This window comes from Ureibacillus massiliensis 4400831 = CIP 108448 = CCUG 49529, assembly GCF_000772965.1.
GTDB classification, from domain to species: domain Bacteria; phylum Bacillota; class Bacilli; order Bacillales_A; family Planococcaceae; genus Ureibacillus; species Ureibacillus massiliensis.
In genome coordinates this window covers 1-13,711 of the sequence record NZ_JPVQ01000006.1, presented here as the reverse complement: position 1 = coordinate 13,711, position 13,711 = coordinate 1, and the positions used below count along the sequence as shown (strand labels likewise).

Here is a 13,711-nt window from a genome sequence, read left to right as displayed (position 1 = left end):
CTTTAATTATTCTTCTTTCATGGAAAGTTATTCTAATGTAAAATATGGGTAAGTATCATTAAAGGGGGAAGCTGTTAGGCGAATGTATGACAAATAATATGAAACATATTCAATTTAACAATGTGAGCTATGAACAGTGGAAGGAAGAAGCGATTAAAGCACTTAAGGGGAAACCGTTTGAAACACTTTTTACACCAACAACTGATGGTATTACATTAGAACCTTTATATACACAACAAACAGTTATTGAAAAGTTGGGGGATCAATTAGAAAAACAAATTTCAACTATACGCTCTTTAAAGGCAACAAAAGATTTTTCATCTGCCCAACAAATATTTGGTGAAACGGCTGAACAATTTTTTAAAAATATTGAAGACAGTTTAGAGCGAGGTAACCAAATTCTTACAATTGATAGTCGAGTACTTTTTGATTGGGATGAAACAAATATTAGTCGACTTGCTTCTATCTTAGAAAACAATCCTTTTAAACTAGTTTTACAGGATAAAAATGATGTTATTTTGACAGTATTCGAACAAATAGAACCATCCTCAAGGAAACAAGTTTCGGGATATATTCTTTCTAAAGAACCGATAAAAATAGACAATTATCCGAATGTTCGTACAATCTCTGCTAATACACTTCCGTATCATTATGAAGGTGCAAATGTTGTACAGGAATTAGCACTATCATTAGCGCTAGCTGCCAAATTTGCAAATAACGAAAATAACTTTGCTGAATTTGTAAATAAATTTTATGTAAATTTTGCGGTAGATACACAATTCTTCTCTGAAATTGCGAAGCTACGTGCTTTTAAAATATTGTGGAAAGCGTTTACAAAGGCGTACAATGCTGAATCGAATATCGCAGTGCCGATAGTTGCTGAAACGTCTTTGAGAAGCTTCTCTAAATTAGATGAGTATGTGAATTTATTACGCGCGGGCAATGAAGCATTGTCAGCATTAATAGGTGGCGCAGATGTATTTACAGTACACCCGCATGACGTTTTAGTAAAACCAACAGACAAATCAATCAGAATTGCAAGAAATGTAATTTTAGTTTTAAAGGAAGAATCTCATGCTGCATCAGTACTTGATCCTTCGGGGGGATCTTACTTTATCGAATGCTTAACGGCTGAGTATGTAGAAAAGGCGTGGTCTTTGTTCTTAGAGATTGAAGATGCTGGTGGAATTGATGCTTATGAAGAATCTGGCAAGCTTCAAAGGATATTAGAGGAAGTAACGACTGCAAGATTAAAATCAATTGAAGCTCGTAAGCATTCTTTAATCGGTACAAATATTTATGCAAATCCTGAAGATGATTTCAATGTAGAAACTAACCCTTTATTTGTTGATGTTAAGCGTTTATCGACACCTTTTGAGGAGTTGCGTTTACTTTATAAAAATTTACAACCAAAAATTTCAATCCTTACTTACGGTAAATTGAAAAACTTTAAGCCAAGAGCTGATTTTGTATCGGGTTATTTTGCTACTGCAGGAATTGTAGCTAATCAATCAGGCGAAATTGATTCAATAGCTGATTTATTGAATTGGATAAATAAGACGGATAGTCAATATATCGTTTTCGTAGCTACTGATGAGGATACAAAAACGATTTTACCAAGCATACTTGAAAATAAGCGTAAAGAGTTGATTATTGATGTAGCAGGTAGATTTAAAGAAGAGGAAAAGGAATGGGTGGAAAAGGGCTTAAATGGTTTCGTTTTTGCCGGACAAAATCTTGTTGAAAAGCTTAACGCAATTGCTGAACGTTTAAAGGGGGAGCAACAATGATTCCTAATTTCAAATCCGTTGATTTAGAAAAAGTGCTAATTGATGAAAAATTACAGCCCGTCAATTCTTTTATGACTAATGAAGGAATTGAAGTGAAAGAATTTTATTCAAAAGAAAATATCGAAAATGCCGAGCATTTAAATGATGTTGCGGGTATTGCACCAAATACACGTGGTCCATATCCAACCATGTATGTTGCAAGACCTTGGACAGTACGACAATATGCAGGTTTTTCAACTGCTGAGGAGTCGAATGCATTTTACCGTCGAAATTTAGCAATGGGACAAAAAGGGTTGTCCGTTGCCTTTGACTTAGCAACACACCGAGGCTACGATTCGGATCATCCTCGTGTTAAAGGGGATGTGGGTAAAGCAGGGGTTGCCATTGATTCAATTGAGGATATGAAAATATTATTTGATGGCATTCCATTAGATCAAATGTCCGTTTCAATGACGATGAATGGTGCTGTATTACCGATTATGGCTTTCTATATTATTGCTGCAAAAGAGCAAGGCGTACCACCTGAAAAACTTGCTGGAACAATTCAAAATGACATTTTAAAGGAATATATGGTTCGTAATACGTACATTTATCCACCAGCAATGTCGATGAAAATCATTGCTGATATATTCGAGTATACAAGCAAATTTATGCCGAAATTTAACTCTATCTCTATTTCGGGCTATCACATACAAGAAGCAGGGGCCACTGCAGATATCGAACTAGCATATACTTTGGCAGACGGGTTAGAGTATGTTCGGACAGGACTAAAAGCTGGTATTGATATTGATTCATTTGCACCGCGTCTCTCTTTCTTCTGGGGAATTGGCATGAATTACTATATGGAAGTCGCAAAAATGCGTGCAGCTCGCCGAATTTGGGCTCAAATGATGAGTACATTTAACCCAAAAAATCCAAAATCTCTTGCTTTAAGAACCCATTCACAAACATCTGGATGGTCTCTAACTGAGCAAGATCCATTTAATAATGTCACACGTACACTAGTAGAAGCAAATGCAGCCGCAATGGGTCATACACAATCCCTTCATACGAACGCATTAGATGAAGCAATTGCATTACCAACAGACTTCTCTGCAAGAATTGCACGTAATACTCAATTGTTCCTACAAGAAGAAACGGGTATGACAAAAGTGATTGATCCATGGGGTGGTTCATACTATGTTGAAAAGTTAACAGAAGAGTTAACAGAAAAGGCATGGGAATTAATTGAGGAAATCGAAAATCTAGGTGGTATGGCAAAGGCTATTGAAACAGGACTTCCAAAAATGAAAGTTGAAGAGTCCGCAGCAAAACGTCAGGCGAAGATTGATTCAAAATCAGAAATCATTATTGGTGTCAATAAATATCGTCTTGAAGAAGAGGAACCGATTGATATTTTAAATATTGATAATACTATCGTACGTCAAAAACAAATTGAAAGATTGAATAAAATGAAAAGTGAACGAAATGAAGAAGAAGTACAAAGACTTTTAAATCATTTAACTCATGTGGCTGAAACAGGAGAGGGAAATTTACTTGCTGCCGCAGTCGATGCAGCAAGAGCTAGAGCATCTTTAGGTGAAATTTCAGACGCCATTGAAAAAGTATCTGGCCGCCATAAGGCAATTATTCGATCTGTTTCAGGTGTTTATTCTTCTAATTTTTCAGATGCGGAACTTATTTCAGAAGTGAAGCAAATGTCTGAAGAGTTTCTAGAAAACGAAGGTCGTCGTCCGCGTATTTTAGTTGCTAAAATGGGTCAGGATGGACACGATCGAGGTGCGAAGGTTGTGGCTACAGGTTATGCTGATTTAGGTTTCGATGTGGATATCTCACCATTATTTATGACACCTGAAGAGGCGGCTCAAATGGCGGTTGAAAATGATGTTCATTGTATCGGTGTATCATCACTTGCTGCTGGTCATAAAACTTTAGTACCTGAACTTATCGAAGAACTTAAAAAATTAGAGCGAGAAGATATTATTGTCATAGTAGGTGGGGTAATTCCTGCTCAAGATTATGAGTTCTTATATAACGCAGGCGCGGTCGCAATATTTGGTCCGGGTACTGTCATCCCTGTTTCAGCAATAAAGATTATTGAAGAAATATATAAACGTTTAGGCTATGAGGAAGTGTCTGAATAATGAGTAAGGACAAAGGGATGGAAGAAAGTGCTTTGTTTGTAATGGATGGTGTAAAAGGTGGCCACGATGGCATGAAACAAACATCTCCAAAGAGATTTCGTAAAAAGAATGAAGATACTCTTGATATTCCTAAATTAGTTGAAGAATTAAAATCAGGAAATCGTGCTTCTTTGTCCCGTGCAATTACATTAATCGAAAGCTCAAAAAGTGCTCATAAAGAACAAGCTCAAAAGCTTTTACAGGAATTACTACCCCATACAGGTCAAAGTATCCGAATTGGAATTACAGGTGTGCCTGGTGCTGGGAAAAGTACATTTATTGAAAGCTTCGGGACCATGCTATGTAATATGGGAAAAAGAGTTGCGGTACTAGCTATTGATCCAAGTTCCTCCCTTTCTGGAGGCAGCATATTAGGTGATAAAACGAGGATGGAAAAGCTAAGTCGTAATGAAAGAGCCTTCGTTCGTCCTTCACCAAGTGCCGGTACCTTAGGGGGTGTTCATAAAAAAACAAGAGAAACCATGCTGCTTTGTGAAGCGGCAGGTTTTGATGTAATCCTTATCGAAACTGTAGGCGTTGGTCAAAGTGAAACCTTTGTAAGAGGAATGGTCGACTTTTTCTTATTACTTGTATTAACTGGTGCTGGTGATGAGCTACAGGGTATGAAAAAGGGGATTATGGAACTAGCAGATGGTATTATCGTTCATAAAAGTGATGGTGATAATGTTATCCGTGCTAAAAAAACCGTTCGAGAATATAAACAAATTCTCCATTTTTTACAGCCTTCAACACCAGGCTGGTTAAGTACGGCACTTCCGGTCTCTTCTGTAACAGATGAGGGTTTAAAAGAAACATGGGATATGATATCAAATTTTGAGAAAACGGTAAAAGGTACGTCCTACTGGGAGCATCGCCGTTCCCAACAAACCAAAGACTGGTTCCATTCCATGATAAAGGATCATTTAATCGAAAGCTTTTATAATAATCCTACTAGGCAACAATTGATAAAAGTGCTCGAAGATTCTATACTTCAAGGAGAAATGACTGTTACACAAGGTGTAAAAACATTGTTTGTTGATGAAGAAGAAAAACCTTCAAAAGAATAAGTCTTTTCAAGTTATCAACCTGTCTTTCTATGATAAAATGTGTTATGAAAGGAGCGATAAACAATGAATATGAATATGGATTACGATTTATTTATGCAAGAAATTACAAGAACTGCTCGTTCTGAAATGGAAGCAGCTGGATACGAACAATTACGTACACCAGAGGAAGTTGAAGAGGCTTTTGCACGTCCAGGCACAACATTAGTAATGGTTAACTCTGTATGTGGCTGTGCAGGAGGGATTGCTCGTCCAGCAGCTGTGAACGCAATTCATTATGATAAACGTCCAAATCATTTAGTAACAGTATTTGCAGGACAAGATAAAGAAGCAACTGCCGCAGCTCGTTATTTCTTTGGAGAAGATCATATCCCTTCTTCACCATCATTTGTATTATTAAAAGATGGTAAAGTGGTAGCGGATATTGGGCGTCATGAAATTGAAGGACATGATCCAATGTCAGTTATAACAAATTTACAGGCAAACTTTGAACAGTATTGTGAAGAAGTGTAATTTGATGAAATGAATGAAAATAGTCCTTAAGTAAGCTTTTAATTACTTGAGGACTTACATTCATTTCTTTTTTTAAGAGTACATATTTATCGGGAACACTTCTAAAGGAGGCAGTCTGTATTAAAAAGTTCCGAATCGGTTATCGAACAATAAAAACTGCGATAGGTACAGCTCTATCAATTGCATTAGCTCAATATTTCGGATTGGAGTTTTTTACTTCAGCAGGTATTTTAACGATTCTTTGTATTCAAACGACAAAGAAAAAGTCCGTACATGCAGTATACACCCGTTTTGTAGCGAGTTTAATAGGTATGGCATTTTCATTTGTGGCATTCGAATTATTTGGTTATAACCCAATTGTTTTAACAGTTATGATATTACTCTTTATCCCAACAATTGTGATAGTTGGCGCTGCACCTGGATTTGTTTCTAGTGCAGTAATCATGATGCATATATATTCTGAAGCAAATTTTACACTCGATCTTTTATATAACGAGCTCGGGTTAATGGCAATAGGCTTTGGAGTTGCATTGATTGTTAACATGTATATGGGTGATATTCAAAAGACGATGGACAATTATCGAATAGAAATAGAAGAATTATACCGCAAAATATTTTCTGAAATCGTGGAATATTTGGAGAACGGCGACACCTCTTGGGATGGTAAAGAATTAATCGATGCTGAAAATGTATTAAATAAAGCGAAATCTTTAGCGTTTAAGGATGTTGAAAATCATTTAACACGTAAGGAAAATGCTTATTATTTATATTTTGATATGCGCGAAAGACAATTGGAAATTATAGAGCGTGTTTTACCAAAAATCACAGCACTTCCTGTTATGGTACAGCAGGTTGAATTAGTGGCAAATTTTATGAAGGATTTAGCGGATCATGTGCATTCTGGAAATACAGCACGTTCTTTTAGAGACAAGCTAGATATTGTTAAAAAAGAATTTGCAGAAATGCCTCTACCAGAATCCCATGAAAAATTTGTCGCTATGGCATCCCTATATCAATTTATAGAGGAAATGGATCAATATCTTGAAATAAAACAATCCTTTAAAGGCTTAAAACCAATAGAATAAGCGATTACCGAAAGAGGTAATCGCTTAATTTTAAATAAATAATGATAAACCAAATGCAAACGTTGATAGAATCATAATAATAATCATAATATATACTACTATTTTCTGAAATTTTTTATTGCTCATATTAAAATCGCTCCTTCTTTTCTTAAAGATAGTTTATCAAATTTGAAATAATTCGAAAAGTCCCGTAGCACATTCTTGTGAATTTCGTTACAATTAATATGTACTATAACAGAAGGGGTGTTATAATGGAAAAGGTAGATCATATTGGAATTTCTGTAAGAAATTTGGAAGAGCAAATTACATATTATACCGAAGTACTAGGATTAAAGCTTTTGAAAATCGAAGAAGTGCCATCACAAAATGTCCGCGTTGCATTTCTTGACGCTGGGAATGTGCACATCGAATTATTAGAACCTTTAAGTGAAGAAGGGGCTATTTATAATCATATTCAAAAACGTGGGGAAGGAATTCAGCATGTAGCCTTTAAGGTGAAAGACATCAGAGAAGAGATGCAAGATTTAAAGGGAAAAGGGGTTCGACTACTTTCTGAAGAACCAGTACCTGCTGCAGGTGGGGCTGAGGCTGCATTTATTCATCCGAAAGAATCTTTCGGTGTTTTATATGAATTATATGACAAAGGTGAAAAAGGGGATTAGTAGAAATGGACATGTTTGATAAAATCAATGAAATGTATGACCGCAAAAGAGAGATTGAACTTGGCGGAGGGGATAAAAGAATCGATAAGCAACATGAAAAAGGAAAGCTAACAGCTCGTGAACGTATCGATTTATTATTAGATGAGGGTACATTTGTAGAAATCAACCCATTTATTACACATAGAACGACTGACTTTGGAATGGACAAACTAGAAGGACCTGGTGATGGGGTTGTCACTGGCTTTGGAAAAATTAATGGACGTAATGTTTATTTATTTGCGCAGGATTTCACTGTGTTTGGTGGAGCATTAGGTGAAATGCATGCAAAGAAAATTGCGGCTGTAATGGATTTAGCTGCTAAAAACGGAACGCCATTCATCGGTATTAATGACTCAGGTGGTGCACGTATCCAAGAAGGGGTACTATCTTTAGACGGTTATGGGCATATTTTCTATCGCAATTCCATTTATTCAGGGGTAATTCCACAAATCTCTGTCATTATGGGACCTTGTGCAGGAGGGGCCGTTTATTCACCAGCTATTACAGATTTTATTCTAATGGTGGATAAAACGTCGCAAATGTTCATTACTGGACCAAAAGTAATCGAAACGGTGACAGGGGAAAAGATATCTTCTGAAGATTTAGGAGGATCGAAAGTACACAATACGATTAGTGGGAACGCTCATTTCCGTGCTCCAAATGAAGAAGAATCTATTGAACAAATTCGACAATTACTAAGCTATTTACCACAAAACAATAAGGAAAAAGCGCCAAAGTTTCCTCGTCCAGAAACGGATGATTATCGTCCAGATATTATTGATTTTGTACCAATTGAACCTACGAAGCCTTATGATGTTCGTAGAGTAGTAGAGCAAGTCGTAGATGAAGGCTCTTTCATGGAAGTGCATTCAGAGTTTGCTAAAAATGTTGTCGTAGGTTTTGCTAGAATTGGTGGAGAATCAGTTGGCTTAGTTTGTAACCAACCGAAGGCGCTAGCTGGTGGATTAGACATCGACTCTTCCGATAAAGCATCACGCTTCATTCGTACATGTGATGCATTTAATATTCCGCTAATCACATTTGAAGATGTATCCGGTTTCTTCCCTGGTGTTAAACAGGAGCATGGTGGAATTATACGTCATGGTGCGAAAATTTTGTATGCGTATTCAGAAGCAACGGTTCCAAAGATTACAGTAATTTTACGTAAAGCTTATGGTGGGGCGTACGTTGCATTAAACTCAAAAGCAATTGGAGCGGATTTAGTATTTGCATGGCCAAATGCTGAAATCGCTGTAATGGGTGCGGCAGGGGCAGCCAATATTATCTTTGCCAATGAAATTGCTAAATCGGAAGATCCAGAAAGCACACGTGCAGCGAAGATTGAAGAATATAAAGAAAAATTCGCAAATCCATATGTTGCAGCATCCCGTGGTATGGTAGATGATGTTATAGACCCACGTGAAACTCGTATCAAGTTAATACAAGCTTTAGACATGCTTTCTAACAAAGAAGAAACAAGACCAGCTAAGAAACATGGGAATATACCATTATAAAAGGTTGAAAACCATATAATTAATTTAATATAAAAGTAGCAGATTCTAGTATAAGAGCGTACACAAAACACCTCGAGATTTTTAAATCTCGAGGTGTTTTGTATTTTTTTTATGTATTTTTGTGTAAATCTACGAATTGTACCTTATTTTTATTTATTAAATGTCAAAATATAAAACTTTTTTATTACTTTTTGAAGGATTCTAAATAATGAAATATACGAAAATAACTATAAAATTATCAAACTTCGACACTTTAGTTAGAAAAAACTTTGTAAAAAAACTAAAAACTAAGGTAAATTGTAATAGTTTCCGTCAGACAAACATACTCGAAAAATTGTAGACTGCTAGATTAAAGCAAATTGCAATGATTGTAAAGTAGATTATGTTAGTAATTTAGGAACTTTATTAAACAAAATTTATCAAGGAGGAGTCATTATGTCAGAAAACAAAGAAACTTTTACAGAAAAAAAATCGACTAGACGTAATTTCTTAAAAAATTCTGGTCTAACTTTAGGCGGAATTGTTCTAGGGGGAGCAGTTACTAGTTTAGTAGTAAAAAATAATGATGGTGAAACAACAGTTGCTGACCCACATTCATCACACGGTACTGAATCTGCTAATTTCAATCGAGCATTAATGTTCTTCAACATTGAACAATTACTTACAGTGGAAGCAGCTGCAGAGCAAATTTTCCCGAAAGATGAAAATGGACCTGGTGCTAAAGAATTGTTAGTAGGATATTATATCGATCATCAATTAGCTGGAGGATTTGGTTCAAACGCTAAAGAATTTCGTCAAGGTCCTTTCGTAAAAGGAGAACCTACTCAAGGAAATCAATCCGCTATCTTAAATAAAGACCTCTTTACTATGGGTGTAACAGCATTAGATGCAGAGGCTTTTAAACTAGCAGAGAAAAAATTCTATGAAATAGAAGAAGAAAAACAAATTGAGTTACTTCAGAAATTTGAAGCTGGGGATGTAGCATTAAACGGTGCGAATTCAAAAGATTTCTTTAATTTACTTAAAAAAATGACGATTGAAGGCGTGTATGCTGATCCTTTATACGGAGGAAATGCCGGTTTAGAAGGTTGGAAAATGAAACGATATCCAGGAAGTCAAATGTCTTATGCCAATATTATTGAAAAAGACGAATTTGTTGAAATGGAACCAAAAAGCTTAAGTGATCATCAATAAAAGGAGTGAATAAAATGGCTGAAAAATTACCGAAAAAAGATGTTGTAATCGTTGGTGTAGGCTGGGCAGGCGGTATTATCGCCTCAGAATTAACAAAAAAAGGATACGATGTGATTGGTCTTGAAAGAGGTAAAGATCGTGACATGGCAGATTATTTACACGGTCATGATGAACTTCGTTACTCTACACGTAAAGAAATGATGCAGGATTTATCAAAAGATACTGTAACATTCCGTAATCATACAAAAATGACAGCACTACCAATGCGTCAATATGGAGCATTTTATCCTGGTGATGGTGTCGGAGGAGCAGGAGCTCACTGGAATGGACAAACATATCGTTTTGGTCCATATGATTTTGAAATTCGTTCTAAAACAATCGAACGTTACGGAGAAGGAAAAATTCCGAATGATATGCCTATTCAAGACTGGGGTATTACATATGATGAATTACAACCGTACTTTGAAAAATTCGAAGGTATGGCAGGTATAGGTGGTCAAGAAGATGAGGGTCCAATGGCTCCTCCTCGTCGTGCTGTATTTGACAAAAACGGAGAAAAGAAAAAATATCCTGTTGGACCAATGAAAGTTTCACCAATGATGAAAATGTTCATGGATGCTTCAACAGAGTTAGGATACAACCCTTATATTGTACCAACTGCTAATTTAACAGAGGCATACACAAACGAAGATGGAATTTCTCGTGCAGCATGTCAATACTGTGCATTTTGTGAGCATTACGGTTGTGAATATGGAGCGAAAGCAGACCCTGTTGTAACAGTATTACCTGTTGCAAAACAAACAGGTAAGTTCACTGTAAGACCACATTCAACAGTTATTAAAGTTTTACATACAGACGGAAAAGCTTCCGGTGTTGTATTCCGTGATACGATTACGGGAGAAGAGTATATTCAAGAAGCAGATGTTGTTGTACTTACAAGTTATGTATTTAACAATGTACGCTTATTATTAAATTCTAAACTTGGAAAGCCGTATAATCCTGAAACACAAACAGGTGTAGTTGGGAAAAACTATTGCTATCAAGTGCAACAATCAGGAGCAAGTTTATTCTTTGAAGATAAAGAATTTAATAGCTATGCAGGTGCAGGAGCGCTTGGAGCAGTTATTGATGATTTCAACTGTGATAACTTCGATCACTCTGATGTTGATTTCCTACATGGTGGAGCACTTCGTGTGATGCAAACAGGTAAACGTCCAATCGCTACGAATCCAGTACCTCCAATTGAAGGTCTACCTGGATGGGGTAAAGAATGGAAAGCGGCAACACTAAAATGGTATCACCGAAACGTTTCAATTGGTGGTCAAGGTGCATCACTTCCTAACCGTTATAACTATTTAGACCTTGATCCAACTTATACAGATGACTATGGCATGCCATTAATTCGTATGACATTTAATTACCATGATCAAGATAAAAAATTGTCTAAATACTTAGCTGAAAAAGCAGAAGAAATTGGTAAGAAAATGAATGCAACGTATATTAAAGTAAATGGTCTTGAACTTGGTGATTTCAATATTGCTAATTACCAATCAACACATAATACTGGCGGTGTAATTATGGGGAATGATCCTGAAACATCTGCAGTTAACAGCTACCTTCAAATGTGGGATGCTGACAATGTATTCGTTGTAGGTGCATCTGCATTCCCTCATAACTCAGGTTATAACCCAACAGCAACAGTTGGAGCTCTTGCTTACCGTGCAGCAGAAGGAATCGAGAAATTTATTAAAGAAGGCGGCTCTTTAGTTTAATCTATTTTTTAAACGGATTAAAAATTAAATTGTTAGATTTCTAGTCAACAAAACAAAAGGTTATCTCAGTTTTTTCTGAGATAACCTTTTTTAACTTTGGACAAAAGTAAAAGCTATTTGTACCATATTTGAAAACATCTCTAGCAGGCGCTGTAGCACCGTGATTCACTTAATAGAACAAATATGCATTAAAGGATTGTAACAGCTTTAAAGCGCCTGTTAGAGGGGAGAGGCATAGGGATAATTGCTGTGGAATGCAAATAATACATAAGTATGAAAAAAAGGCAGCTGGAATCAATGATTCCAACTGCCTAATATTAACATTTTGAAGCCATATTGCTAATTATTTTACTTCTTTAGCTTTTTTAGTGTCAGTTTCTTCTTCTGTAACATCGTCAATCACGTCTTTTGTAGAGTCTTTAAAGTTTTTTAAAGTTTCTCCAATTGAGCGACCTAATTGTGGTAATTTTTTAGGACCAAATATAATTAAAATTATGACTAAAATGATAATTAATCCTGGAATTCCGATTGATTGAAACATATACATTTTCCTCCAATTGTTTTATCGTAAAGCAATAACTATTTCAATATTATGATAGTCATCCCCTCTAGATACAAGTGCAACTTTCATTACACTCGTCTCTAGAAAGGACCGACCATTATTGAAATATGTCGGTTATTTTTTTTCTTCATTTTCTTTCTCTTTTTTGCTGTCATCTAAAACAAATTCCTGTTTGACATCATCTACGACTTCCTTAGTACCATCTTTAAATTCTTTTAAAGTTTGTCCAACTGCTCGACCAAGCTGTGGTAATTTAGATGGACCAAAAATGATTAAAGCGATTACTAAGATGATAACTAGTCCTGGAACTCCGATTGATTGAAACATTAGATAAACCTCCTCTAGTCGTTTTCTTGTACCTCATCAAGCATCTTTTTTCTATACGTTCTTTCTGAAACAATAATACTTATTTCAAATAAAAGTAATAGTGGAATTATAATTAAGAAATCAGATACGAAATCTGGTGGTGAAATCATAACACCAATAATAACTAATATTAAGTATGATACTTTTCGCATTTTTCTTAAACGTTGTGGTGTAACTATACCTAATCTTGTTAAAAAAAGTATAACGACAGGTAATTCGAACACGATACCAATTGGAATAAGCATATTAAACATTAATGTAAAGTATTGGTTCATGCCATAAGTTTCAACAGCACCGATGGATGCATTAATATTTGACATGAAATTTAGCATTAATGGAAACAAAATAAAGTAACTAAAAGAGACACCTACAATAAATAGGATAAAAGCAACGGGGATAAACCTTGCTGCCACTCTTGCTTCTTTATTCGTTAAACCTGGTTTCATAAATAACCAAAGCTGATGCATACCTATTGGAAGAGTAAAACAAATTGCAACCAATATTGCGCATTTTACATAGATTTGAATCCCGTCAGTATAACCAAAGACGTTCCATTCAACACTTTGAGCAATCTCTTGACTCTTTAAAAATTGTAAAATGTTCGGTGCAAACACAAAGCCGATGATAAGAGTCACAAGAAAAATTATACTAATTATAATCAATCTTTTTCTCAATTCAGTTAAATGTTCCACAAGTGTAAATTCTTGTTCTTCCACACACACACCACCTTTTCTATGTAAAAATAAAAGAGACGATTCAGATGATATGAATCTATGAAAAATAATAATGTTTTGGTAAATGTGAACATTTTTAAAATTTTTTTGAACAAAAACTTTGCATTAGTATACAAAATTAGAGTAGAATGTAATAGTTTTCATCGAACAAAAGACAATTATACACTTTTTGGGTGAAAAGTAAAGTTATGGTAGTGTCAAAACTTCTATGAAAAATTGAAAATCACAAAAAA

General features: G+C 35.5%; 13 protein-coding genes. 9 read left to right on the top strand and 4 right to left on the bottom strand.

What is annotated here, in order from left to right:
• Positions 1 to 86 precede the first annotated feature (86 nt).
• The 5 genes from CD30_RS05080 (at position 87) to CD30_RS05060 (ending at position 6,635) form a co-directional block, all read left to right on the top strand.
• Positions 87 to 1,790 (top strand): methylmalonyl-CoA mutase family protein, encoded by a 1,704-nt coding sequence (locus tag CD30_RS05080; protein ID WP_036173351.1) that lies wholly within the window; start codon positions 87 to 89, stop codon positions 1,788 to 1,790.
• Positions 1,787 to 3,934, top strand: coding sequence for a methylmalonyl-CoA mutase (scpA, locus tag CD30_RS05075; protein WP_036173348.1), 2,148 nt, complete (start codon positions 1,787 to 1,789; stop codon positions 3,932 to 3,934). The genes CD30_RS05080 and scpA overlap by 4 nt, the downstream gene beginning before the upstream one ends.
• Positions 3,934 to 5,040 (top strand): methylmalonyl Co-A mutase-associated GTPase MeaB, encoded by a 1,107-nt coding sequence (meaB, locus tag CD30_RS05070; protein WP_036173343.1) that lies wholly within the window; start codon positions 3,934 to 3,936, stop codon positions 5,038 to 5,040. Before scpA ends, meaB begins: the two co-directional genes overlap by 1 nt.
• A gap of 69 nt (positions 5,041 to 5,109) precedes the next feature.
• Positions 5,110 to 5,550: a BrxA/BrxB family bacilliredoxin gene (locus CD30_RS05065; RefSeq protein WP_036173658.1), complete on the top strand. Its 441-nt coding sequence runs from the start codon at positions 5,110 to 5,112 to the stop codon at positions 5,548 to 5,550.
• A 119-nt stretch (positions 5,551 to 5,669) separates the two neighbouring features.
• Positions 5,670 to 6,635 (top strand): aromatic acid exporter family protein, encoded by a 966-nt coding sequence (locus CD30_RS05060; protein ID WP_036173339.1) that lies wholly within the window; start codon positions 5,670 to 5,672, stop codon positions 6,633 to 6,635.
• Between the two features lie 30 nt (positions 6,636 to 6,665).
• Here the strand turns inward: CD30_RS05060 and prli42 are convergent, their stop codons facing one another.
• On the bottom strand, positions 6,666 to 6,761 hold the full coding sequence (gene prli42, locus CD30_RS20040) for a stressosome-associated protein Prli42 (protein ID WP_156962300.1): 96 nt from the start codon (positions 6,759 to 6,761) through the stop codon (positions 6,666 to 6,668).
• Positions 6,762 to 6,886: 125 nt separating this feature from the next.
• On the opposite strand from prli42, the gene mce reads away from it, so the two are divergent.
• The 4 genes from mce (at position 6,887) to CD30_RS05040 (ending at position 11,816) form a co-directional block, all read left to right on the top strand.
• Positions 6,887 to 7,297, top strand: coding sequence for a methylmalonyl-CoA epimerase (gene mce, locus CD30_RS05055; RefSeq protein WP_036173336.1), 411 nt, complete (start codon positions 6,887 to 6,889; stop codon positions 7,295 to 7,297).
• Between the two features lie 5 nt (positions 7,298 to 7,302).
• On the top strand, positions 7,303 to 8,850 hold the full coding sequence (locus CD30_RS05050; protein WP_036173333.1) for an acyl-CoA carboxylase subunit beta: 1,548 nt from the start codon (positions 7,303 to 7,305) through the stop codon (positions 8,848 to 8,850).
• Positions 8,851 to 9,285: 435 nt separating this feature from the next.
• On the top strand, positions 9,286 to 10,044 hold the full coding sequence (locus CD30_RS05045) for a gluconate 2-dehydrogenase subunit 3 family protein (RefSeq protein ID WP_036173329.1): 759 nt from the start codon (positions 9,286 to 9,288) through the stop codon (positions 10,042 to 10,044).
• Between the two features lie 14 nt (positions 10,045 to 10,058).
• Positions 10,059 to 11,816 (top strand): GMC family oxidoreductase, encoded by a 1,758-nt coding sequence (locus CD30_RS05040; RefSeq protein WP_036173326.1) that lies wholly within the window; start codon positions 10,059 to 10,061, stop codon positions 11,814 to 11,816.
• Between the two features lie 343 nt (positions 11,817 to 12,159).
• Here CD30_RS05040 and tatA (CD30_RS05035) read toward each other — a convergent pair whose 3' ends face one another.
• The 3 genes from tatA (CD30_RS05035) to tatC all read right to left on the bottom strand — a co-directional run bounded on the left by tatA (CD30_RS05035) (position 12,160) and on the right by tatC (position 13,460).
• Entirely contained in the window at positions 12,160 to 12,357 is a 198-nt protein-coding gene (tatA, locus tag CD30_RS05035; protein ID WP_036173322.1) for a twin-arginine translocase TatA/TatE family subunit, read from the bottom strand.
• 135 nt (positions 12,358 to 12,492) lie between these two features.
• The gene (gene tatA / locus CD30_RS05030; protein WP_036173320.1) at positions 12,493 to 12,705 is read right to left on the bottom strand and encodes a twin-arginine translocase TatA/TatE family subunit; all 213 of its coding nucleotides are present in this window, start codon (positions 12,703 to 12,705) and stop codon (positions 12,493 to 12,495) included.
• A gap of 14 nt (positions 12,706 to 12,719) precedes the next feature.
• Positions 12,720 to 13,460 (bottom strand): twin-arginine translocase subunit TatC, encoded by a 741-nt coding sequence (gene tatC / locus CD30_RS05025; RefSeq protein ID WP_052126049.1) that lies wholly within the window; start codon positions 13,458 to 13,460, stop codon positions 12,720 to 12,722.
• Positions 13,461 to 13,711: the final 251 nt, after the last annotated feature.

What these genes read in the sequence shown, in the direction of transcription:
- CD30_RS05080 (WP_036173351.1), top strand. Translation starts at nt 87, where the DNA reads ATGACAAATAATATGAAACATATTCAATTTAACAATGTGAGCTATGAA.
- scpA (WP_036173348.1), top strand. Translation starts at nt 1,787, where the DNA reads ATGATTCCTAATTTCAAATCCGTTGATTTAGAAAAAGTGCTAATTGAT.
- meaB (WP_036173343.1), top strand. Translation starts at nt 3,934, where the DNA reads ATGAGTAAGGACAAAGGGATGGAAGAAAGTGCTTTGTTTGTAATGGAT.
- CD30_RS05065 (WP_036173658.1), top strand. Translation starts at nt 5,110, where the DNA reads ATGAATATGGATTACGATTTATTTATGCAAGAAATTACAAGAACTGCT.
- prli42 (WP_156962300.1), bottom strand. Translation starts at nt 6,761, where the DNA reads ATGAGCAATAAAAAATTTCAGAAAATAGTAGTATATATTATGATTATT.
- mce (WP_036173336.1), top strand. Translation starts at nt 6,887, where the DNA reads ATGGAAAAGGTAGATCATATTGGAATTTCTGTAAGAAATTTGGAAGAG.
- CD30_RS05050 (WP_036173333.1), top strand. Translation starts at nt 7,303, where the DNA reads ATGGACATGTTTGATAAAATCAATGAAATGTATGACCGCAAAAGAGAG.
- CD30_RS05045 (WP_036173329.1), top strand. Translation starts at nt 9,286, where the DNA reads ATGTCAGAAAACAAAGAAACTTTTACAGAAAAAAAATCGACTAGACGT.
- CD30_RS05040 (WP_036173326.1), top strand. Translation starts at nt 10,059, where the DNA reads ATGGCTGAAAAATTACCGAAAAAAGATGTTGTAATCGTTGGTGTAGGC.
- tatA (WP_036173322.1), bottom strand. Translation starts at nt 12,357, where the DNA reads ATGTTTCAATCAATCGGAATTCCAGGATTAATTATCATTTTAGTCATA.
- tatA (WP_036173320.1), bottom strand. Translation starts at nt 12,705, where the DNA reads ATGTTTCAATCAATCGGAGTTCCAGGACTAGTTATCATCTTAGTAATC.